This window comes from Paraglaciecola sp. T6c, from assembly GCF_000014225.1.
GTDB classification, from domain to species: Bacteria; Pseudomonadota; Gammaproteobacteria; order Enterobacterales; family Alteromonadaceae; genus Paraglaciecola; species Paraglaciecola atlantica_A.
Map to the genome: position 1 here is coordinate 2,018,531 of NC_008228.1, position 22,448 is coordinate 2,040,978.

Genomic DNA, 22,448 nt, shown 5'->3' on the forward strand with positions numbered 1-22,448 from the left:
TAGAGCGGGTAAAGATCGCTAGAACCTTTGCGGGCTAAAAGCAAAAAAAAGGGGATGATATAAATATCATCCCCTTTTCGCTTCCCTTGCCTGCTTTACGCGGCGTCTGTGTGCGCTTCTGGTTCACCTTTGACGAGCTGTTGATTTGCATCAAGCAGTTCCATATCAAAGGTGTACTCATCAACACGCACGGCTAGTTGTCGCTTATTATTATAATCGATTACGCGAGCGTATTCGTTTGCGCTTAGTTCACCGTTTTCATGCAGCTTAGTCACTGCATTTTCAAAGGAAACAAACGGGACCACTGGATCCTTACGGAGTGCTTTTTGCACAACTTTAAGGATAGGCATGACATCGTGCTTTGCAGCAAATGCTTCTTGGTTGATGTGATTACCATCACCAGGAATAACCTTAACCAAGTGGGTTAAATCTGCCATGATCGAGCTTTGCGCCATAGTGGCATCAGAAAGCTGTCGTTTTAGTTTGTCAGATATGGCCGGAACTGAGCGCGTATAAGTGTTAGTTAATACACGCATCAAACCACGAGTGGCTGTGTTCGGGAAGTTACTGACGAATTCATTCAAAGCCTGCTCACCCTGCAATAAACACCACTGAATGGCGTATTCGAAATAAGGCTTGGCTTCAACTCGGTTTGTTACCCGTTGCTCGTAAAAACGAACCACCGCCATGGAGGCATATAAGTAACTCATCACATCACCCAAACGTGCCGATAGCATTTCGGCTTTCTTCAAATCACCGCCAAGGACAAGTAGCGATAAATCAGCAAGAGGTGCTAGTTTGGCTGATAAAGCGTTCATGCGTTTTTCATATGGCTTCACTTCAGGCAAGCTAGATTGCGCGCCGCGCGTAAAGGTTAAATAGCTTTTACTGAAGCTGCGCAACGAATTCTTAACACTGAAGTTGATGGTTTTACCCAACACTTTATTAAACTCTTTGTCTGCTGAGGCTTCATCGCTGTGAATGAGATCAACCATTTCTTTCATATGGGGATGACAGCGCATTGCGCCTTGACCAAATATCATTAAGCTTCTGGTTAAAATGTTTGCACCTTCAACCGTAATGGCAATGGGTTGCGCTGCATAACCATTCGCTAAGGTATTTTGCGGCCCTCGTTGAATCGCTTTACCGGCTTGGATATCCATCGCGGTGTTACACACATCACGACCTAATTCAGTCATGTGGTATTTAGCCATTGCCGTTACAACCGAAGGCTTAAGGCCTAAACCCAGGCCTTCAGTGGTCAATACACGCATGGCTTCTAAAACAAACGTTTTACCCGCTATATCAGCAAGTTTTTCCTGAATTCCTTCGAAACGCCCAATTGGCACGCCGAATTGTTCACGAACAAACGAATATTCTGCGGTAGACTTCAGAGCAGATTGTGCTGATGCCACACCCATTGCAGGAAGTGAGATACCGCGTCCCGCACCCAAACAACTGACAAGCATTTGCCATCCACGACCAATGTTTTTCTGACCCCCAATAATGAAGTCCATTGGGATGAATACTTTGTTACCGCGAGTGGTGCCGTTATAGAAACGAATACCCATAGGATCGTGACGATTACCTAGCTCAACACCAGGGTGTGACTTAGGGATAAGCGCGCACGTGATGCCTAGCTCCACTTTGTCACCCAATAAATGGTCGGGGTCGAATACTTTAAAGGCTAATCCAAGTACCGTAGCGATAGGCGCAAGCGTGATGTAACGCTTATCCCAAGTCACCGATAAGCCAATTACTTCTTTGCCCTCGTACATTTCTTTGGTCACAATCCCTGTATCAGGGATAGCACCCGCATCTGAGCCTGCCTCAGGGCTGGTCAGTGCAAAACATGGAATGTCTTTACCTACAGCTAAATTGGGCAACCAGTGGTCTTGTTGCTCTGTAGTACCGTAATGCATTAGCAATTCGCCCGGTCCTAATGAGTTAGGCACCATGACGGTTACCGCAACCGCGCTGCTTTTTACTGCAATTGTCGCGACTATGGTTGAATTAGCATAAGGAGAAAACTCTAATCCACCAAATCTCTTGGGAATAATCAAAGCGAAAAACTTATTTGCTGATAAAAAGTCCAACACATTCTGCGGTAAATGATGACCGTTTTGCAGTTCGTGATCATCAACCATTTCCAATAGCTCTTGTACTGGACCGTCTAAGAAAGCTTGCTCATCTGCGCTCAAAGTCGCTTTAGGAATGGCACGCAAGGCTTGCATATCAGGCGTACCACGATAGATGGATGATTCAATCCATACATCACCCGCGTCTAACGCTTCTTGCTCTGTTAAAGAAATTGCAGGTAATACTTTTTTAAGGTTTGTTCTAATACTCATGATAATTACTCATCCGCTCATCTGACCAGTTGTAATTAATACTACGCAATTTCTAAAATAGATCAAATTTATCTTCAGGATATAGGTGCTTAGAACGCTCAGTGACATGTAAACTTTTTTACACAAAAGTTCCGTTTTAGCATACAAAGGACGAGTCAAATCAATTGGATAGGGTTTTTTTTTGAAAATAGAAGTGATGATTAAACGTGGATAAAATAAAAAACGCTCTAGCTTTTACTGGTAGGTAAATTACAGGATGATCCTACAGGGAACTGGCGGGTCACTTCTCAAACGTTATTTTTATTGATTGGTACTTACCAAAACTTTTGGCTTGATAGACAGCGAAATGCAAATGGGGCAGGGAGGAGAAGCCGGTATTACCTGAATAACCAATAAGTTGTCCTCGTTTAATATCTTGTCCAAGGGTAGGCACTACACCATTTAGGCGCAAATGATAGTATTCACCTGTCGTGCCGTCATCGTGCAGTACAGTGATGAAATTAGCGTATCTGGCGAAACTCCTAGCGGCACCACCTCTGTCATGTTTTTGCTGTAAGTCGATCACCTGACCACCACGTGCCGCATGGATAGGCGTACCTATTGGCATTGCAAAATCCACAGCGTATCGCGATGCCCCTTGGTGGCTATAGCCGCCGTTAAATCCTTGCATGACCCTAAATGTCTGGCCCTTTGCATAAGGTAACGCATATTGGTAACTATCATCGTGTTGGGCGTCTTCGATACCTGGGGTCCAGTAAAAATCTTCTTTGCTATGCAATGGGCGAGCGCTATCAATCGGCTGCAACGTCAAAATTTTAACGCGCTCTAAGGGTCCTAAAACCAATGTTTTGATGTATCGCTCTTTAGCTGCATTCTCGGTTTTAAGGTTTTGTGTTCTCACATCGAGCGTAGAGGTGATGGGGTAGGGCTTGTTGTTGCTTAACCAGTATTCTATTACCTCGTCGTGCTTAACCTTTTCAAAACATGCCCAATCATCTATGCAGTAGGCTTGGGTGACATGTGAGACACAAGATAAAAGTGCGATAACTAACCAATGTCTAACCATTTGGGTCCTCTTGGTGATTATTGACGTCTAATTGCGTCTATATGCAGACCCTAAAAGTAGGAATAAATTTCTTTTGTTAGAAAATATCACATGGAACACAGCACCTACCCACCAGACTAGTACCAGAGTCATCACGAGCGTGAATGTTTACTATATATCAACAATGTATTTCATTTAATGCGCGAGTTTTTTCCTCATACTTAGTTTATACATCTAAATAAATTCAGGTGAGTTGTCTTCTCCAGAGACTGGGTGCTAGCGTAAGCATGACCAAACTACAATCTAAAGGAGCCAATGATGGCCAAGGGTTTATTACAAATTGAAGTCGGTGAAGAGTTAGCGCCAAGCGCTTGGTTAAAAATAGATCAAGCGCGAATAAACTTATTCGCTGATGCCACAGGTGACCATCAATGGATACATATTGATCCTAAGCGCTGTGAAAAAGAAAGTCCGTTTAAAACTACTATTGCCCACGGTTATTTGAGTGTGACACTCATGCCTGAGTCCTTCTACCACATGGTTCAGCTCGATTCTGCCAGCCAAACTGTATTGAACTACGGGATAGATAAAATACGCTTTTTAGAGCCAGTGCGTGTCAACGATGAGATTCGCTTTGTCTCTTCTCTTGCGAGGAAAGAAAAGAAGCCGTTAGGCACTTTATTTAGCTTTGACACCCAGATAGAAATTAAAGGCAGAGACAAGCCCGCAGCAGTAGGCACTTTTTTAATGATGTTACTGGCTTAAACTTTAGTATGAGCAATCTTTTTACCTGTTAGGTTGCTCTCCTTTTTTAGACTGGTCCGACCATGAGTTGAACGAATGTTTACATATAAGTAACATTGCGTTTACATCGAGCGAATCCCCCCCTACTATCATTGTGACGCGTTAGTTTAGCGCCCGAGAATCAGTCACTTACTGGTTGGAATTAGAACTATTAGACAATATTGACGCGCGGTCTGAGTGGTTGGAAAGGTCCGTTGTTAACACGCTCGATTTGAATCTAATAATTACCTCGAGAACACACAATGAAGATAAATACACGAGTCAGTGCTTTAGCCGCGGCCATTTCCGCACAGTTTTTATTTGCTACGCCTACAGTATTAGCCCAAGAAGCTGATGTAGAGAAAAAAGAAGACATCGAAATGATCATGGTGACCGGTAGTTTCGTTCGCCGCAGTGAAAACTTTGAATCGCCGTCGCCATTGTCCGTCGTGGACAGCGTTGCAATTGACGCCCTTGGCGCGAAAAATATCGCTGATATTACCCAAACGTTAACCATTAACACTGGGGCTGAAAATAACCCCGACGCATTTACGCAAAATGCGACAGCCGGTACGTCAAATATTAACCTTCGTGGTCTAGGTGTGGCATCGACGTTGGTTTTGCTAAACAATAAACGTCAAGTGGTTAACGCCCAACCGACCAACAATGGACTAAATTTCGTTGATACTAGCTCACTCGTTCCTATGATTGCGATTGACCGTGTGGAGATCATTAAAGATGGTGCATCTGCTTTATATGGTTCGGATGCTGTGGCCGGGGTAGTTAACTTTATAACAAAACGCAATTATGACGGCGTGAAACTTAGCGCGGATTATCAAGACGGTGCTCATGGCAATAATAAAGAGTATGTATTGCAAGGGTTGTGGGGCACCAGTAGTGAGGATAGCAGCATTATCGCTGCGGTAAGTTACACCAATCGTTCCCCTTTATTTATAAAAGACCGTCGTTTGAGCCGCCCCCAAGATGACAGCAGTGCGTTAGGTAATCCAGGCTCGTACTTTATTGGTGCTACACCCTTTATTGACCCCTATGGGTGTGAAGAGTTTGGTGGTGCATCCAATGTGTTAGCGCCTCCTGGCACTGTGCCTGGCCTAGATGTAGGCCTTTGTATGTTTGATTTCGGTAAAGATTATTCATACGTACCAGATGAATCTCGTCTCAACGCTTATGTGAAAGCAGAATATGAATTGACGGACGAAATGAGTTGGACCACAGAAGTTAGCTTTGCGCGTAACCGTGCATCTCGTGGTGGCGCACCAAGTTTCCCAATTCTTACTGGGCCCGTTGTGCCTGCTGATCATCCTGAAAACCCGTTTGGACAAGCTGTGACCTTTTTCGGCCGTGCTGAAGGTAACGGTAAAGCACCTGATTTCGCTAATACTGAATCCGATACATTTCGTTTTAACACCGCGCTGCAGGGTGAGCTAGAGCATGGTTTTTGGGAAGTCAGTTACACCAATGCTACCAACGACTTTTTCTTCAGTGTACCGGATGTGTTGAACACCGAGTTCAACTTAGCGTTGAACGGTTTGGGCGGCGGACAATGTAATCCGTTAACGGGTACTCCCGGGGAAGGGGATTGCGAATACTTCAATCCTTTCGCGACATCGTACACAACTGCACCCAACTCTCAGTACGTAATTGATTCATTTACGGGTCTTGAAACCATCGATTCAAAAGCTGATTTACAAGTATTTGAAGGCTTTATGTCATTCGATGTGTTTGATATGGATGGCGGAGCGGCAGGTCTCGCATTTGGTATGCAATACCGTGATGAATCCTTGAGCCAAGATTACGATGCACTGGCTAATCAAGACAGCTTTACGTTTGTAATTGGTAACCCTGACTTTGACGGCTCATTAGATGTGTGGGCTGCGTTTGCTGAGATGGCACTACCGGTAACTGACGATCTAGATATTCAGCTCGCTGTGCGTTACGAAGATTACGGCGGCACCATTGGTGATACGATTGACCCTAAAGTGGCATTTTCATATCGCGCCAGTGAACAATTGTCTTTACGAGGTTCAATATCAACATCGTTCAGAGCGCCAACGGTATTTTTAAGAAATGGTGGCGGCACCTCACTACAACAACTCGTTGACCCGCTTATCGGTGCAAATGCATTCGCTGCAGTGCGTACTGTAGGGAATGAAGACTTAAAACCTGAAGAATCTACCGCATACAACCTTGGTGTGTCGTTCGAGCCGATTAGCGACTTTTCTATTGAAGTGGATTACTGGAACTTCGAGTTTGAGGATTTGATTATTCAAGAAAATCCGCAGGCTGTATTAAACTTAGACCCAAGCGATCCTGAGCGTGTTGTTCGTGCAGGTGACCCACTAACCGGCCCGTTAACACAAGTTAACAATACTTATGTTAATGCAAGCTCTCTTGAAACCTCTGGTCTAGACTTTGTGACCAGTTATAAGATTGATACGGACGCTGGTATGTTTGTGCCGTCAATCAATGCTACTTACATTCTGGAATATGAACTAAACGACCCGCAAGCAGGTAAAGTCGATGGGGCAGGGCGCAGAAACTTTACAAATATAGGTACTTCTTCTCCTGAGCTACGTTTAAATCTTGGGCTAAATTGGTCCTCGGGTGCTCATTCTGCCAATATCTTTGCCCGTTATATTGACAGTTATGATGACGACCAAAACTGTGCTGATGGCAGCGTCAATACAGGTTCATGTGAAGGATTAGGAGGGTTTAAAGGAGTTGATAGCCAAGTGACCTACGATGTTCAGTACAACGTTAATTTGGGTACTTTGTTCGATACCCAGAACAACTATGTATTGTCTGTGGGTGGTATCAACATCACAGATGAAGAGCCGCCACAGTTATTCACTAACAGTGGCTTTGACAGTAAGGTGCATGACCCAAGAGGGCGTCAAATATACGCGCGCTTCGCCGTCGAATTCTAAACTCAGTAATTTATATAAAAAACCTGCTTCGGCAGGTTTTTTTGTTTCACTGTTTTGTAAACTTAAGTGACCGAATATCATCTAGGTAAATCATGCCTTTGCTTTCATTTTGATCGGCTAACGGCATGATAGACAGTGTGAAACAATTCAATGAATCGCAAAAAGGAGGATTACATGGTAGATAAATTATCAGAAAGTGAAACGCAAACTAAGTTAATTGCGCTCAACCAAGGCTTGCCAGCAGAACAACACTGGCACATTAACGATGGTAAACTTGCCAAGAACTTCAAGTTTAAGAGCTTTATTCGTGCGTTCGGCTGGATGAGTCAAATCGCCATTTGGGCGGAAAAACTCAATCATCATCCTGAATGGTTCAATGTATATAATAAAGTGGAGGTTAAACTCACTACGCATGATGTTGGTGGTTTAAGTGAATTGGATTTTAAACTGGCGTCTAAGATGGACCTATTGCAGGTCTAGTTAGCTGTGTAATTTGGCTTAGCGCATTGTGTAATCAGTGGTTTTGTACGAATTGCATACAATCTAATAAACCTTCTGGATTTATTTGAGTTTTATGCTTCACAAGACTTGCGCGTTTCAGTTAGCTATGTATAATACGCCCCACTCGAGACGCGACACGCAATGCATAGTGTTCTTATCGAAAAAGATTTCAAGCGCGGGATGGAGCAGTCTGGTAGCTCGTCGGGCTCATAACCCGAAGGTCGTAGGTTCAAATCCTGCTCCCGCAACCACTTTTTGGAACTTGGCACTCAGCCAATTTTCAGTGAGAATAGTGGACTAGGGTCCAGAAACAAAAAGCCCCGCTTGTACGGGGCTTTTTGTTATCCTTTTTATCCTGTTTTTAATTTATTCTGGGCTTATGGCCCTTTTTTCGTTTTTGGAGCGTGAGTTTTGTCACAACTAGAACAGAAATTAACTGAAATGTTGACCGCACCTGTTGAGGCGCTTGGCTTTGAAATGGTGGGGATTGAATTTGTTCGCGCTGGAAAACATTCAACCATGCGCGTTTACATTGATCACCCTGACGGTATTTCAGTCGATCATTGTGCAGAAGTGAGTCATCAAGTGAGTGCCGTACTTGATGTAGAAGATCCGATTAATACCGAATACAACTTAGAAGTGTCCTCGCCGGGCATGGAACGTCCCTTATTTAAGTTACAACATTATATCGAATCAGTGGGTGAAGTCGTCACATTACGATTAAAGATGCCAATGGGAGACAGACGTAACTTTAAAGGTAAGTTATTGTCCGAAGCCGATGGCATGTTAACCATAGAAGTGGATAACCAAGAATTTGTATTGGCCTTTGCCAATATTGAAAAAGGCAATGTTGTTCCAACGTTTGATTGAGTAGATGGCCATTAAGGCTTTTGCTAAAGAATAATCAGTGAGGCAATCATGAATAAAGAAATTTTGTTAGTGGCGGAAGCCGTTTCAAATGAAAAACAAGTTCCAAGAGAAAAAATCTTTGAAGCGTTAGAGTTTGCCATTGCAAGTGCTACTAAAAAGAAAACTGAAGGCGAAATTGAAGTACGTGTTGCTATTGACCGTATTACTGGCGACTTTGATACGTTCCGTCGTTGGATGGTTATCGCTGATGATCAAAAGCAAGAGAATCCTTTTGCAGAAATGACTATTTCTGCGGCTCAAATTGATGAGCCTGACATTCAACTAGGTGACTATGTTGAAGATCAAATCGAATCAATCAAATTTGACCGTATAACCACACAAACGGCTAAGCAAGTTATCGTACAAAAAGTACGTGAAGCTGAGCGCGCCCAAGTGATGGCTGAATACGAAGAGCGTGTGGGTGACTTAGTCACTGGTACCGTTAAAAAGGTCAATCGCGACAACATCATCATAGACTTGGGTAACAACGCGGAAGGCGTAATTTACCGTGACGATATGTTACCTCGTGAAACGTTCCGCCCAGGTGACCGAGTACGTGGATTATTGTACGTCATTCGCCCTGAAGCACGCGGTGCTCAATTGTTTGTGAGCCGTACACACCCAGACATGCTGGTTGAGTTGTTTAGACTGGAAGTGCCTGAAATCGCAGAAGAAACCTTAGAAATTAAGGCCGCTGCTCGCGATCCTGGTTCTCGCGCTAAAATCGCGGTTAAAACCAACGATAAACGTCTTGACCCAGTAGGAGCTTGTGTAGGTATGCGTGGTTCACGCGTACAAGCAGTCAGCAGCGAATTAAGTGGCGAGCGTGTAGACATCGTATTGTGGGATGACAATCCAGCGCAATTCGTTATCAATGCAATGGCGCCGGCTGAGGTTGCATCCATCGTTGTTGATGAAGATAACCACACCATGGATGTTGCGGTTGAATCTGACAATCTAGCTCAGGCGATTGGTCGTAGTGGTCAAAACGTCCGTTTAGCCGCTCAGCTTACTGGCTGGGAATTAAACGTGATGACGGTCGAAGACTTAAACAACAAACACGATGAAGAAAATTCAAAAGTGTTAGCTGTGTTCGTTAATGGTCTTGATATTGACGAAGAGTTTGCAGCGGTATTGGTTGATGAAGGTTTCTCTACGCTTGAAGAAATCGCTTATGTACCCATTAATGAGCTACTTGAAATAGACGGTCTTGATGAAGACATTGTTGATGATTTACGTAGCAGAGCGCGCGCAGCACTCACCACGCAAGCGTTAGCGAACGAAGAGACATTGGAAGCCTCTGAACCAAAAGAAGAGCTATTAAGTTTAGCCGGTATGGAACGCCATGTTGCCTACACATTGGCAAGTCGCGGCATTACCGATCTTGAAGCACTTGCGGAGCAAGGCGTAGATGAGATCAGCGATATTGAAGAACTAGACGAAGAAAAAGCGGGCCAGTTAATTATGGCTGCACGTAACATTGTCTGGTTTAACGAAGAATAGGGTCACCAAGAGGAATTACGAATATGGCAGAAGTATCCATTGAAAAACTCGCCGCCGATATCGGCACTTCGGTTGACCGCTTAGTTAAGCAGTTTAAAGATGCTGATATTGTTAAAGCGGCAAATGAAAACGTGACTGAAGACGAAAAACGTCAGCTGTTGGATTATTTAAGCAAACAACATGGCGGTACGGGCTCTGAAGCGCCTAAGCGAATGACATTACAACGCAAAACGACCAGTACTCTGAATATGGGTAAGTCGAAAGCGGTCACAGTTGAAGTACGTAAAAAGCGTACTTATGTTAAACGTACTGATGTAGAAGAAGCACGTTTGGCAGAAGAAGAAACAGCGCGCGCGCTAGCAGAGCAACAAGCGCAACTTGAAGCTGAAAAAGCGGCCGCAGAAGAAGCGAAAAAAGCTGCTGAAGAGAAAGCGAAGAAAGCCGCTGAATCTAAAGCGAAAGCGGAAGCTGAACGTCTTGCCCGTGCTGAAAAAGCGAAAAAAGAAGCAGAAGCGCGCCAAGCCGAAGAATCAGCGTTAAGCCCTGAAGAAAAAGCAGAACAAGAGCGTGTTCGCACTGAAGCGGAAAATATCCGTAAGAAGCAAGAACAAGAGTCTCAACGTAAGCTTGAAGAAGATGCGAAAAAAGCTGCTGATGAAGCGCGCAAACTTGCTGAAGAAAACTCACGTCGCTGGAAAGAAGAAGAAGAGCGTCGTAAGAAGCAAGAAGCGGAAGAAGTGCATGTGCACAGTAATCGCTACGCACAAGAAGCTGAAGATGCTGATGATATTAAAATCGAGCGTGGCGGACGTCGTCGTAAAAAGTCAAAACGCAATGCAGGTTCAGACCTTAAGCATGCGTTTAACAAGCCAGCGCAGCCAGTTGAGCGTATCGTTCGTCTAGGCGAAACGATCACGGTGAGTGACTTAGCTAGCAAGTTAGCCATTAAAGCGACTGAAGTCATCAAAGCGATGATGAAAATGGGCGAGATGGCGACCATTAACCAAGTACTAGACCAAGAAACAGCGGTTCTCGTAGTGGAAGAAATGGGTCACAAATACGAATTAGTGAACGATAACGCCTTAGAAGACGAATTGTTGGCTGACAAAATATCGTCTGAGCTTGCGTCGCGTGCACCAGTTGTAACGATTATGGGTCACGTTGACCATGGTAAAACATCATTGCTAGATTACATTCGTCGCGCGAAAGTCGCTGCGGGTGAAGCAGGTGGTATTACTCAGCATATCGGTGCTTACAGTGTTGAAACTGACAACGGCCGAATTGCTTTCCTAGATACTCCAGGTCACGCCGCGTTTACTGCTATGCGTGCACGTGGTGCCACAGCAACCGATATCGTTATTTTGGTTGTTGCAGCAGATGATGGTGTAATGCCACAAACAAAAGAAGCGGTTCAGCATTCGAAAGCAGCTGGTGTCCCTTTGATTGTTGCTGTTAACAAAATGGATAAAGAAAGCGCCGATCCAGATCGTGTTAAGACTGAATTGTCACAACTAGAAGTGATTTCAGAAGAGTGGGGCGGAGAACACCAGTTCGTTAACGTTTCTGCTAAAACAGGTGAAGGTATCGACGCGTTGCTTGAAGCGATTAGCCTACAAGCTGAATTACTAGACTTGAAAGCGCCGCCTACAGGCTCTGCTAAAGGTATTGTTATCGAGTCTCGCTTGGACAAAGGACGCGGCCCAGTGGCTTCTGTCTTGGTGCAAGAAGGTCAACTTAAGGCCGGCGATATCTTACTGTGTGGTATTGAGTACGGTCGTGTACGTGCTATGCGTGATGAAAACGGTAAAGACGTTGCCATCGCAGGGCCTTCAACACCAGTAGAAGTACTAGGTTTGTCGGGTGTTCCCGTGGCTGGTGAAGACGCGCTAGTGGTACAAGATGAGCGTAAAGCGCGTGAAGTAGCGACTAAACGTAATGCTAAGCAGCGTGAAATTAAACTGGCTAAGCAGCAAAAAGCGAAACTTGAAAACATGTTCGCGAACATGGAAGCAGGTGATGTTAGCGAACTTAACATCGTGCTTAAAGCCGATGTTCAAGGCTCTGTTGAAGCAATCTCTGATTCATTGACCAAATTGTCTACTTCTGAAGTGAAAGTGAACATAGTAGGCAGTGGTGTTGGTGGTATTACTGAGACTGACGCCAGCTTAGCGGCTGCATCTAGTGCGATTGTGGTGGGTTTCAACGTACGTGCCGATGCAAGTGCAAGACGCGTGATTGAAGCCGAAGAAATCGATTTGCGCTACTACAGTGTTATCTATAGCTTGATTGATGAAGTCAAGATGGCGATGACCGGTATGCTCGCCCCTGAATTCAAACAAGAAATCATTGGTTTGGCTGAAGTACGTGACGTATTTAAATCACCTAAACTTGGTGCAATTGCCGGTTGTATGGTGGTTGAAGGTACGATTAAACGTAGTAACCCAATCCGCGTGTTACGTGAAAACGTCGTTATCTACGAAGGTGAGCTTGAATCACTAAGACGCTTCAAAGATGACGTACAAGAAGTACGTAACGGTGTTGAGTGTGGTATCGGCGTGAAGAACTACAACGACGTTAAAGTGGGCGACCAAATCGAAGTATTTGAAATCGTTCAAGTTGAGCGTGAACTATAATTCGCCAATATAAAATGTTAGCGCGTTATTAGTATTGAATTAAAACGGAGGCTTAGGCCTCCGTTTTGTCTTAACAAAAGCATCATTTAATGCTTTAGGAGATTAAAATGGCAAGAGAATTCTCTCGCACCGACCGCGTAGGTCAGCAAATCCATAAAGAGATCGCCAGTATTTTACAGAATGAGTTCAAGAATCGTGACCCGCGTTTGGGCATGGTGACTGTGTCCGCTGTTGAAGTATCTCGCGATTTAGCATACACAAAAATTTACGTGACCTTTTTTGAGAACGACGAAGAAGTCATGGACAACTACTTGTCGATCCTAGAAGAAAACAAAGGTTACATCCGCACTTTACTGGCGAATCGCATGCGTATGCGTGCTGTACCTGCGATTAAATTTGTTCGCGATGGTTCATTAAGTGAAGGCATTCGTATCAGCAATTTAGTAGATGAAACGCTAAACAAAGATAAAGAGCGCGCGCGCAATGCAGGCCGTTCTTTAGATGAAGACGAACAAGAGGATTAAGGCTTGGCTAGACGTCGTAAAGGTCGCGCAATAGACGGAATTTTGTTGTTAGACAAACCATTGGAAATTTCGTCAAATCAGGCGCTGCAAAAAGTGAAACGCGCATTTTTAGCCGCCAAGGCCGGTCATACTGGCGCACTGGATCCACTGGCTACCGGGATGTTGCCAGTGTGTTTAGGTGAAGCCACTAAGTTTTCCCAGTTTTTATTAGATGCCGATAAAACCTATATTGTTACGGCTAAGTTAGGCGTAAGAACAACGACGTCAGACGCTGATGGTGAGGTTGTTGATACCCGTCAAGTGAATGTGACTGAGCAGCAATTAATTGATGCATGCGAGACGTTTAAAGGGCCAATCAAACAAGTTCCGTCAATGTTCTCAGCGTTAAAGCATCAGGGCAAACCTCTGTACCACTATGCACGTCAAGGAATAGTCATCGAGCGAGAAGCGCGCGATATCACTATTTTCTCACTTAAGATCACTCGCTTTGAAGGTGATGAAGTCGACATGGAAGTGCACTGCAGTAAAGGCACTTACATACGCTCCTTGGTTGATGATCTAGGACAGCTTTTAGGCTGCTGTGCCTATGTGAGTAAATTGCATCGTACTGCTGTCGCTGATTACCCGAGCGACAAAATGGTGACCTTTGAAATGCTTGAGTCTTTGCTCGAAAAAGCCCAAGCGGAGCAAATACCCCTAACGGATATTCTCGACCCATTGTTAATCCCCATGGACAGCGCCGTAAAAGCACTGCCTAGTGTTGAACTCACACCCGCTTCAAGAGACTCATTTCTGCATGGTCAGCCAGTGCCTTATGTTAGTGAGGCCACTATTGACCAGGGCACTCTGGTGCGCACATATTGCACTGAAGGAAACGTATTCTTGGGTGTGTCAGAGCTCGATAGCGATAACAAAGCGGCCCCTAAACGTGTTGTGGTGTTCACCGAGCAAGGTTAGTCGTATTTGCCCTTGCTAATTCGTTGGTAGTGACTATAATACGCGCTCCTTGGCATGGCTGAATTAGTGATCGGCCTGCTGTATTTTAGCTCTTATATTGGAGAAAGTTATGTCACTAACTACTCAAGAAACTGCAGCAATCATTGCTGATTATGGCGTAAAAGAAGGTGATACTGGTTCACCTGAAGTTCAAGTTGCATTGTTGACGTCTAACATCAACAAGCTTCAAGGCCACTTTGCTGACCATAAAAAAGATCACCACTCACGTCGTGGTTTATTACGTATGGTTAGCCAGCGTCGTAAACTTCTTGATTACCTTAAAGGTAAAAATGTTGAGCGTTATCAAGATCTAATCAAGCGTTTGGGCCTACGTCGTTAATTCGACAGCTTATTGCGTTTGAAAGAAAGCACCTTCGGGTGCTTTTTTCGTTTAAGGAGAAAATTTCGGTCAGATAATGATGTCGGTATTAGTATTGAAGTCATTGCTTAAACGCTTTTAGCCTTTCAACCGCGGCTTTGTAAAAACGGCGAATCTATTTAGGTGGTTATGCCACTTTGTGCCAGTCGTTAACCGAGTAATGCCTGTTCGCGCTCTTTCTCTGTTAATACGTTGACGAAGGGAGTTCTGCGTCTAAGTTTGCGCATTTGAGGCGTGTCAGCAAGTACCCCTTCGATGAAGCTATCCGGAGTGTCATCAATACACTCCATCAAACAACTCCACACTAGGTAGCCACCGTGGCGTAATTGGCCATTGGCGTATCTTGATTCAATAGTGTCTATTACATGTTGACGAAGTTCAGGTTGTGCAATAAGTTTTTCAACCATAGCCTGATGCAACGCTAATATCTGTTTATCAATATTTTCATATTGCGCGCTATTACCTTTTCGAAGAGGATTTCGACGGGTATTTCGATGCGCCCGGTCGGCGCGAAGATGTGGTCTATTCATTATCTCAGTAGTGGTTGAAGCATGGTTTCTAAACCATTGACTTTTACTTCGTGCATTAGGGCCAGTTGTTGTCCAAGTTTACCCTCGGGAAAGCCTTTTTGGCTAAACCAAACAAGATAAGGCTCGGGTAATTCCAGCAGCTTCCGACCGGCGTACTTACCAAAAGGCATGATTTGATTGATGGCATCAACGAGTTGTTGATGTTGCTGTTCAGGCATCTTTTGAGTTCACTTTTTGTTGTGTATTCCACAGATGGTAATACGGACCATTATTGGCTAAAAGCAGTGTATGACTACCTTGTTCTACCACGCGGCCATCTTGGATCACTATGATGCTGTCAGCATCGACTATGGTCGAGAGCCTATGGGCAATAACAATACTGGTATGCCCGATTGCAATCTCTCTAAATGCACTCAAAATCGCATGTTCAGATTGACTGTCCAGAGACGAAGTTGCTTCATCAAACAATAGGATCGGAGCACCTTTTAATATAGTGCGAGCAATGGCGACGCGCTGTTTTTCGCCCCCCGATAACTTAAGACCCCGCTCGCCTACTTTGGTGTCTTTCCCTAGGGGTAGGGCTTTGATGAATGCAGATAGATGTGCGTGGTCGATGGCTTGGTAAACCTCTTCATCACTCGCCAAAGGGTTACCGTAACGGATATTCTCAAAAATACTGTCATTAAATAACACTGTGTCTTGCGGCACTATACCGATGGCTTGCCGTAACGAGGCTTGTGTCAATTGGCTGACAGGCTGCTCATCAATATAAATTTCGCCGCTATTGGCATTATAAAAACGAAACAATAATTTAATAATAGTAGATTTACCGGCGCCGCTTGGGCCAACAATGGCTACTTTTTTACCCGCAGGTACGCGAAAGCTCACACCGTGCAAAATTTGTCTGTCAGGTCCGTAGCCGAAACTTACGTTTTCAAAACGTACATTGCCTTTGCTGACGACTAACGGTTTGGCATCTTGATTGTCGATCACTTTTGGAGATTTACTGAGTAAGGTAAAAAGATTCTCGATGTTTGCTAATGCTCCTCTTATCTCGCGATATACAAAACCAAGGAAGTTCAGAGGCATGAAAATTTGCATGGTAAAGGCGTTAACCAAAACAAAGTCACCAATGGTCATGGTGCCTTGTGCAACATAATATGCAGCAACGGCCATCATGCTGGTCATGGCAATAGCAATAATGGTGGCTTGACCGCCATTTAGGGCAAAAAGAGATAATCTGTTTTTACGCCGTGCCGTTTCCCAGTCCGCTAAGGCAACATCGTAGCGCTTAGCCTCATAATCTTCGTTATTGAAATATTTAACTGTTTCGTAATTCAGTAGGCTATCAATCGCTCTGGTATTACTTAGCGAATCGGCTTGATTGACCGCTCGCACAAACTCGGTTCTCCAGTGCGTTGCTCTTACAGAGAAGCCGATGTAACCAATAACTGAGACCAAAATAATCGCCGCGAAGCTCCAGCCATAGTTGTAAAAAAGCACACCGACAACAGCCAGTATTTCCAGCAGGGTAGGGACAATATTAAAGACTAAGAAGCGCATCAGAAAACTTATGCCACTGGTGCCACGCTCAATGTCGCGAGACAATCCCCCCGTTTGGCGATTTAAATGATAGTCGAGATCTAGTCTGTGCAGATGTTCAAATACTTGTAGGCTAATACGGCGCATAGCGCGTTCAGTCACACGTCCAAAAAGCGTGTCACGTATCTCCCCAAACAAGACATTGGCTAAGCGCAGCAGCCCATAGGCGGCAATGAGCGCAAAAGGAACAAGCACCAAGGCGTTTTCTGCATCTGGCGTGTTTAGAGTGTCAACGGCGTGTTTTAAGACAAAAGGCAGGCCGATACTGGCGATCTTTGCTGCGATAAGGCAGAGCATTGCGATGAAAACGCGGCGCTTGAATTCCAATAAATAAGGCCATAGCTGTTTTACTACGCGCCAATTAAAGGGGACATCGTCAATTTGTGTGTGTTGTTTAGAACGCATGAGTCTCGTTATTCAGTATGTGCTCAATCGGATTTTATTGAGCAGTTTCGACCATTGGACTTGGCGCGATATAAATTTGTATCGGCACGGCTGATAGCATGGTCTAGATTGTCTTGAGGGTGCATTTGATATATCCCTAAGCTGACCGTGACGGTGAAACTATCTGAGCCTGCTTGATATTGTTGCTTAGAAACTTGAGCGCGTAGCTTTTCCGCTAACGTAAAGGCTTGCTCTTGTGTGGTTTCAGGCAAAAGAAACAAAAACTCTTCTCCGCCCCAGCGCGCAACGGTATCTTGTTTGCGAAGTGCTTTGTCAAAAAGTTGACCAACTTGTGTGATGACACCGTCTCCCACATCGTGACCAAATTTATCATTTACTCGCTTGAAATGGTCGATATCACACATCATAAGCGTCAAATTTTTATGGTGCCTTAACGTACGCTGGTGCTCGTATTCTAACTTCTCAAGCATGCCCCGACGATTTTGCAATCCTGAGAGTGGGTCTAAGCGCGCTTGCTTTTCAAATTCACGGCTTAACTCTTGAAGTGTTTTAAACGAACGCTGACGAGAATATTCATAGAACACGAATAGCAAGCTGACGGTAATAAACGAGTAGATAAGCCGTGAGCTAAACTCGTCACTGTATTGAGCCATTAAGAACAGGTTACCTGGATACTCTAATATCACAATAGCCACAAAAGCGAAGCAACCTAATTGGATCAAGCCCCGCTTCAAGCCACCAAAAAAGAGCACTACAGGTGGAACAATGTAAATCCACAGAGGGCCGGTATTCTTAACCCCACCAGTGACTATTAGGTAGAGCATCAGAAGCATTAATGCGCCTGTGACCAAATTAGCCGAAACTTTATAGCCATTTTTACTTTGAAAAAATTTGAGAATTAAGCGAGAAGTGAAAAATAAAGCACTTGCTACCAATAAAGTCACGCCTAGATAGAAGTCGTCATTTTTCGCCCCAGCACTACGGATAAGGGCACTTACCCCGAGCACCAATGTGATGAAATAACCAATCAAGCCAAATAAGTTGGTGACTTGAATTTGCTGACGCACCGCTGGCGTGTTGCTCTTATTCGTGCCGGTATTTAAATAGGCGCTAAATAAACGCTTTACGATAAACATACTTGTTCACTTTCCCTTTGTGTTACTCAAAATCGCTCACGATCTGGGAACTCAATTGCGATAATTGCTCTGCAAGTAGCGCCACGCTATGGCTGTACCCTTTCTGGGTTAGGGGCGAGGTAAAAGAAAAGCTGTTAGTTGATACACTTTTCCCGTTTTTACCCGCATCCGTCCGTCCATTCCCCGTTCGCCAAAACTGACCACTGCTAATGACCGTTCCCTGATCTGTCGGCATAAAATACTGAACACTCAAAATAAGATGCTCCTGACCCAAGTTTGCTTCAGGTGAATCATAAGCGACAAAACGTGTCGCTTCAGCATGCTGGTTTAACCACGCAAGCATCGTATCATGAATCCCATTTTGCAAACTTTCTGCCCACAGATCCACGTCAGAATAATACAGCTTGTTGCCCTGAATTTGCATCACTAAATTAGGCCGTTTGAGATAATCGGCAAGCTGTATTTTGTCCAATATAACGACCTTCTCAATCTCGGGATTGTTTATCGTGATCAACGGCGCGTCGCTGTTCAATAAATATATCTGTCTATTTGGGGCAGAGGATGAACTGCAGCCAGAAATCAACCCTATCATTAGAAAAATGCTAAACATCTTCATATTATTTTCGCTCTTGCTGAGTGTTATTATTGCTGATGCCGGGCTGTAAATAAGGCTTAGGCGCTTTATCAAAAATTAAACTATTAGGTGCTTGATTAAGCTCCAGAAGCAAAGGTTGTAGCTCCCTTAGCCTCTGCTGAAGTGTGTCTAACGTCTGGTTAATTTCATTATTGGTTTTGGAGCCTGCAGAGAAGCCTTTTGTTAACTCTGCGATCCCAGCCAAGGCATTTGCTAGTTTAACGCTAACTTGTTGTTCTTCCATCTGCTTCAACGTACCGGAAAAATCATCAGCGGTGCTGTTCATACTATTGGCGCTCGCACTTATGTCGTCCATCATTTTGTTTGCAGCTTCGGATAACTGAACGAGATTCATGTCGTTAATGTTATCTAATATGGCCCCGACTTTTTCGGTGATTTGTGAGAACTCATTAGAGATACTGGGGATCACTGGATAGTCTTGAAATTTTTCCATTTCAACAGATGGCAGATTGGCATATTGTTCCAAGTTAACAAAGAGCGCTCCAGTGAGTAAATTACCTGTTTGCAATGACGCTCTAAAACCGTTTTCGACCCATGTAGTTATCTGTTGGTTAATAAATTTAATACCAATATCATCGTCCGTTTGCTCAACACGCCCAGGTTGAATGCCAATGACGACAGGAATCGCTACCCCAGCGTCTAACCACTTTTGTTGGTTAGCATTAGGTGGGTTAATATCCAATACTTTACCCACTTTAATGCCTCTATACTCAACGGGGGCACCCACGTGTAAGCCCCGCACAGTATCCTCCACTAAAATCACAAATTTGGCTGATTCTTTATAGCGCTCTTCAGCGGCTGAGTCGTAAGAGTCATGAATATTGAAATATGATCTTTCACTGACTCTATTGCCTTGTGGCATGCCTTCAGGCACGCCAAACGCAACCCCGTTTGTGATTAGTGTTTCGATACTGCTACTTTTCACTTTAAAACCGTTTGCGCCAATGTCCATCTCTACGCCACTGGTATTCCAAAACTTGGTATTCGTGGTAATTAACTTGTGATATGGCGCTTGTATAAACGTGTTGTAGTACACAACACGTTCTTCGAAGTTAAAATAGATACTTTCAAACTCTCCGACCTTTAACCCTTTATAAATAACAGGGTCGCCTTCTTTAAAGGCGAATTCAGCGTCACTGTTGAGCGTAACGTGCAGTCCAGGGGTGCCACTGGGCGTGATAGGTGGTGCTGAAAGTGCCACGAAATCGCGGCTTGATGGGCCTTCTAAATTGGTCGACATGTTGATGTAAGTGCCCGACACCAAAGTATTTAAACCCGATATACCATTAAGTGATATGCGCGGGTTGACGGCCCAAAATTCGGTGCTCTCACGCAACAGCCCTTCAGAATGTGCTGACATTCGTGCAGTAACAAGTACTTTCTGTAAGTCTTCGGTCAATGCAATGGTTTTCACTTCACCGACATCGACGTTATGCATTTTTATTTTAGTTTTGCCGACCTCGAGACCTGATGCATTTTCGAACACAATACTAATGAGTGGCCCTTGGTTGCTCCATTGGTGATAGAACATCCAAGCTCCCATACAGATTGCGACAATCGGCACTAACCATATTTTAGATATACTCTTTACGTTTGTGACCTCAGCAGGTTCGCCGTTTTCTTGCATGATTAGTGATCGCTCCAAATTAACTTCGTATCGAATGACATTGCCGCAAGCATGGTCAAAATGACCACCGAGCAGAATGCGAGGGCGGCATAGCCAGGGTAAATACTCATGATATTTCCTAGTTGGATCAGGCTAACCAAAATCGCGACAACAAAGACATCGATCATTGACCAACGACCAATAAACTCAGTAAATCGATAACTGATCATACGGGTTTTTTTACGGCCTGCGAATTGGGTTTGCACACTGAAATTCAACCAACATAATATGCACAGTTTCGCCACTGGTACCACTATGCTGGCTATGAAAATGACGGCGGCTATCGGGTATGAGCCCATTTTCCATAGCGTTATAACGCCCCCAAGAATAGTACTGGGCTCATCATCTCCTAAGATATCCGTATGCATGATTGGCAAGGTGTTCGCAGGTACGTAGAGTAAAATCGACGTCAATAGTAATGCCCACGTCGCTTGAATGCTGTGAGATGGGGAGTGCCGTTTATGTATTTTGGGTAACGCACATGATGTGGTGAGATACATTTGATGTTCGTCCATGTACATCAATGTGTAGGTCATACAAATAGCAAATAACGCGTACGCATAGAAAGACAAGCCGATACCAATATCTGCCATAGACATTATTTTAACCAAGCTTACTAGCACAGCGACAAGAAAAATTTCCACCATGGTCCAAGCGCGAAGCGCGAAGATAATTTTGAGTAAAACGGCCGCATGTTGCGGTTTTTTACCAAACAGCACAGGGATTAGTAAATACAGTAAACAAAACAGTATGGTCAGCGGCAACACAAGAATAACGGCACTTTGCAAAATCGCTAAGGCCACATAATCATTGTCTGCGAGAGTTTCAATGCTACTGAAGATATTGATTGCATGGTATTGACCGTTTGCACTAAACGATAAAAAATTAAAACTTAGCGCAGCAACCATAAGGACTAAGGCCGCTAACGAGAATGCTACCAACTTTTGAACCATATTCTGGTAGTAGGTTGTGATAACATAATGGCATCTAGGACATTGAGCGCGCTGGCGATGTACAAGGGGAGGTACTTCAACCAAGTAGCCACATTCGTGACACTGAACTTGTTGACAAGCCGTTGTAATCTTTATCGATTCGTCCATACGTGACACATTTGATTTACAATATCTGTAGGTTACCAAAAAGCGCTCAAGTGTGGAAAGATAATCACGCATCCTAAGTATTTTTAGCCAATGCTAGAATCCAGTCCTTTTAAATGTTCACAATTTCACGGGTGTTATTCAGGTGTTTGACAAAAAAGTAAAAAAAACTATCACATCAGTCCTTTTCGTATGTTTGGGCAATATTTGTCGCTCGCCTACGGCGGAAGCGATATTTCGCCATAAAGCACTACATGCGGGCATGAGTATTGAAATAGATTCCGCCGGTACGCTTGGGGCACATATAGGTTCGCCACCGGACAAGCGTTCACGGGCTGTGGGCGAAGAGAGGGGCTATAGTTTTAAGAAAATAAAATGCCGTAAGGTAGACCCAAGTGATTTTGAACACTTCGATTACATTGTCGCCATGGACAAACAGAATCTACGAAACTTACTAGAAATATGCCCAGAGGAACATCAACACAAGATTGCTCTTATGATGAGTTTTTGTTCCTCACAAGAAGATGAAGTGCCGGACCCCTACTACGGGGGCAAGCGCGGGTTTGAATACGTATTGGATTTAATTGAACAGGCATCGGATGGCCTGCTTGAACAGATCAAGCAGCGTTTTGCTTAAGGGAAAAGAGAGACGGTATTGGGGTAACTAACAATGCGTTTTTTGGTTTTGGAATTTAACAACGCATTTCATTATATCATTGATTGTGAATGGCGGTGTTATCTGGTGAATCGTGCATCCATATGGCTTACTAAGATAACTTAACAGC

19 protein-coding genes and 1 tRNA gene are annotated in these 22,448 nt (G+C 44.2%); 11 read left to right on the forward strand and 9 right to left on the reverse strand.

Annotated elements, in window-relative coordinates; genetic code table 11:
• Window positions 1-95 precede the first annotated feature (95 nt).
• Both PATL_RS08625 and PATL_RS08630 read right to left on the reverse strand, forming a co-directional pair.
• The gene (locus PATL_RS08625) at window positions 96-2,351 is read right to left on the reverse strand and encodes an acyl-CoA dehydrogenase (protein ID WP_011574514.1); all 2,256 of its coding nucleotides are present in this window, start codon (window positions 2,349-2,351) and stop codon (window positions 96-98) included.
• A 280-nt stretch (window positions 2,352-2,631) separates the two neighbouring features.
• Complete coding sequence (locus PATL_RS08630; protein ID WP_011574515.1) at window positions 2,632-3,417, reverse strand: M23 family metallopeptidase; 786 nt, start codon at window positions 3,415-3,417, stop codon at window positions 2,632-2,634.
• A gap of 297 nt (window positions 3,418-3,714) precedes the next feature.
• Here PATL_RS08630 and PATL_RS08635 point away from each other — a divergent pair, with 297 nt between their 5' ends.
• The 10 genes from PATL_RS08635 (at window position 3,715) to rpsO (ending at window position 14,533) form a co-directional block, all read left to right on the forward strand.
• Window positions 3,715-4,161 (forward strand): MaoC family dehydratase, encoded by a 447-nt coding sequence (locus PATL_RS08635; protein ID WP_011574516.1) that lies wholly within the window; start codon window positions 3,715-3,717, stop codon window positions 4,159-4,161.
• Window positions 4,162-4,442: 281 nt separating this feature from the next.
• On the forward strand, window positions 4,443-7,127 hold the full coding sequence (locus PATL_RS08640; protein ID WP_011574517.1) for a TonB-dependent receptor plug domain-containing protein: 2,685 nt from the start codon (window positions 4,443-4,445) through the stop codon (window positions 7,125-7,127).
• Window positions 7,128-7,301: 174 nt separating this feature from the next.
• Window positions 7,302-7,607 (forward strand): 4a-hydroxytetrahydrobiopterin dehydratase, encoded by a 306-nt coding sequence (locus PATL_RS08645; protein ID WP_041713569.1) that lies wholly within the window; start codon window positions 7,302-7,304, stop codon window positions 7,605-7,607.
• A 195-nt stretch (window positions 7,608-7,802) separates the two neighbouring features.
• Window positions 7,803-7,879: transfer RNA gene (locus tag PATL_RS08650), tRNA-Met, on the forward strand.
• A 160-nt stretch (window positions 7,880-8,039) separates the two neighbouring features.
• Entirely contained in the window at window positions 8,040-8,498 is a 459-nt protein-coding gene (rimP, locus tag PATL_RS08655) for a ribosome maturation factor RimP (protein WP_011574519.1), read from the forward strand.
• Window positions 8,499-8,546: 48 nt separating this feature from the next.
• Entirely contained in the window at window positions 8,547-10,040 is a 1,494-nt protein-coding gene (nusA, locus tag PATL_RS08660; protein WP_011574520.1) for a transcription termination factor NusA, read from the forward strand.
• 23 nt (window positions 10,041-10,063) lie between these two features.
• A complete protein-coding gene (infB, locus tag PATL_RS08665; RefSeq protein WP_011574521.1) occupies window positions 10,064-12,673 on the forward strand; it encodes a translation initiation factor IF-2 in 2,610 nt (869 codons plus the stop codon).
• 107 nt (window positions 12,674-12,780) lie between these two features.
• Window positions 12,781-13,197: a 30S ribosome-binding factor RbfA gene (rbfA, locus tag PATL_RS08670; protein WP_011574522.1), complete on the forward strand. Its 417-nt coding sequence runs from the start codon at window positions 12,781-12,783 to the stop codon at window positions 13,195-13,197.
• 3 nt (window positions 13,198-13,200) lie between these two features.
• On the forward strand, window positions 13,201-14,154 hold the full coding sequence (gene truB, locus PATL_RS08675; protein ID WP_011574523.1) for a tRNA pseudouridine(55) synthase TruB: 954 nt from the start codon (window positions 13,201-13,203) through the stop codon (window positions 14,152-14,154).
• A 109-nt stretch (window positions 14,155-14,263) separates the two neighbouring features.
• Entirely contained in the window at window positions 14,264-14,533 is a 270-nt protein-coding gene (gene rpsO, locus PATL_RS08680) for a 30S ribosomal protein S15 (protein WP_006994175.1), read from the forward strand.
• A gap of 188 nt (window positions 14,534-14,721) precedes the next feature.
• Here the strand turns inward: rpsO and PATL_RS08685 are convergent, their stop codons facing one another.
• The 7 genes from PATL_RS08685 to PATL_RS08715 are packed head-to-tail and all read right to left on the reverse strand — an operon-like array spanning window position 14,722 to window position 21,666.
• The gene (locus PATL_RS08685; protein WP_011574524.1) at window positions 14,722-15,102 is read right to left on the reverse strand and encodes a hypothetical protein; all 381 of its coding nucleotides are present in this window, start codon (window positions 15,100-15,102) and stop codon (window positions 14,722-14,724) included.
• Entirely contained in the window at window positions 15,102-15,320 is a 219-nt protein-coding gene (locus PATL_RS08690; RefSeq protein WP_011574525.1) for a DUF3820 family protein, read from the reverse strand. Before PATL_RS08690 ends, PATL_RS08685 begins: the two co-directional genes overlap by 1 nt.
• Entirely contained in the window at window positions 15,313-17,109 is a 1,797-nt protein-coding gene (locus PATL_RS08695; RefSeq protein ID WP_011574526.1) for an ABCB family ABC transporter ATP-binding protein/permease, read from the reverse strand. Before PATL_RS08695 ends, PATL_RS08690 begins: the two co-directional genes overlap by 8 nt.
• Window positions 17,110-17,132: 23 nt before the next feature.
• A complete protein-coding gene (locus tag PATL_RS08700; protein ID WP_011574527.1) occupies window positions 17,133-18,245 on the reverse strand; it encodes a GGDEF domain-containing protein in 1,113 nt (370 codons plus the stop codon).
• 22 nt (window positions 18,246-18,267) lie between these two features.
• Window positions 18,268-18,861, reverse strand: coding sequence for a PqiC family protein (locus PATL_RS08705; protein ID WP_011574528.1), 594 nt, complete (start codon window positions 18,859-18,861; stop codon window positions 18,268-18,270).
• Between the two features lies 1 nt (window position 18,862).
• On the reverse strand, window positions 18,863-20,527 hold the full coding sequence (gene pqiB, locus PATL_RS08710; RefSeq protein WP_011574529.1) for an intermembrane transport protein PqiB: 1,665 nt from the start codon (window positions 20,525-20,527) through the stop codon (window positions 18,863-18,865).
• Window positions 20,528-20,529: 2 nt separating this feature from the next.
• Window positions 20,530-21,666 carry a paraquat-inducible protein A gene (locus PATL_RS08715; protein ID WP_232283307.1) on the reverse strand — a complete coding sequence of 379 codons (1,137 nt, stop codon included), beginning with the start codon at window positions 21,664-21,666 and terminating at the stop codon, window positions 20,530-20,532.
• Window positions 21,667-21,808: 142 nt separating this feature from the next.
• Between PATL_RS08715 and PATL_RS08720 the strand changes: the two genes are divergently transcribed.
• The gene (locus PATL_RS08720) at window positions 21,809-22,300 is read left to right on the forward strand and encodes a low molecular weight protein-tyrosine-phosphatase (RefSeq protein WP_011574531.1); all 492 of its coding nucleotides are present in this window, start codon (window positions 21,809-21,811) and stop codon (window positions 22,298-22,300) included.
• Window positions 22,301-22,448 lie beyond the last annotated feature (148 nt).

What these genes read in the sequence shown, in the direction of transcription:
- rpsO (WP_006994175.1), top strand. Translation starts at nt 14,264, where the DNA reads ATGTCACTAACTACTCAAGAAACTGCAGCAATCATTGCTGATTATGGC.
- PATL_RS08705 (WP_011574528.1), bottom strand. Translation starts at nt 18,861, where the DNA reads ATGAAGATGTTTAGCATTTTTCTAATGATAGGGTTGATTTCTGGCTGC.
- PATL_RS08690 (WP_011574525.1), bottom strand. Translation starts at nt 15,320, where the DNA reads ATGCCTGAACAGCAACATCAACAACTCGTTGATGCCATCAATCAAATC.
- nusA (WP_011574520.1), top strand. Translation starts at nt 8,547, where the DNA reads ATGAATAAAGAAATTTTGTTAGTGGCGGAAGCCGTTTCAAATGAAAAA.
- infB (WP_011574521.1), top strand. Translation starts at nt 10,064, where the DNA reads ATGGCAGAAGTATCCATTGAAAAACTCGCCGCCGATATCGGCACTTCG.
- PATL_RS08700 (WP_011574527.1), bottom strand. Translation starts at nt 18,245, where the DNA reads ATGTTTATCGTAAAGCGTTTATTTAGCGCCTATTTAAATACCGGCACG.
- PATL_RS08645 (WP_041713569.1), top strand. Translation starts at nt 7,302, where the DNA reads ATGGTAGATAAATTATCAGAAAGTGAAACGCAAACTAAGTTAATTGCG.
- PATL_RS08640 (WP_011574517.1), top strand. Translation starts at nt 4,443, where the DNA reads ATGAAGATAAATACACGAGTCAGTGCTTTAGCCGCGGCCATTTCCGCA.
- PATL_RS08685 (WP_011574524.1), bottom strand. Translation starts at nt 15,102, where the DNA reads ATGAATAGACCACATCTTCGCGCCGACCGGGCGCATCGAAATACCCGT.
- pqiB (WP_011574529.1), bottom strand. Translation starts at nt 20,527, where the DNA reads ATGCAAGAAAACGGCGAACCTGCTGAGGTCACAAACGTAAAGAGTATA.
- PATL_RS08625 (WP_011574514.1), bottom strand. Translation starts at nt 2,351, where the DNA reads ATGAGTATTAGAACAAACCTTAAAAAAGTATTACCTGCAATTTCTTTA.
- PATL_RS08635 (WP_011574516.1), top strand. Translation starts at nt 3,715, where the DNA reads ATGGCCAAGGGTTTATTACAAATTGAAGTCGGTGAAGAGTTAGCGCCA.
- PATL_RS08715 (WP_232283307.1), bottom strand. Translation starts at nt 21,666, where the DNA reads ATGGACGAATCGATAAAGATTACAACGGCTTGTCAACAAGTTCAGTGT.
- PATL_RS08630 (WP_011574515.1), bottom strand. Translation starts at nt 3,417, where the DNA reads ATGGTTAGACATTGGTTAGTTATCGCACTTTTATCTTGTGTCTCACAT.
- PATL_RS08695 (WP_011574526.1), bottom strand. Translation starts at nt 17,109, where the DNA reads ATGCGTTCTAAACAACACACACAAATTGACGATGTCCCCTTTAATTGG.
- rbfA (WP_011574522.1), top strand. Translation starts at nt 12,781, where the DNA reads ATGGCAAGAGAATTCTCTCGCACCGACCGCGTAGGTCAGCAAATCCAT.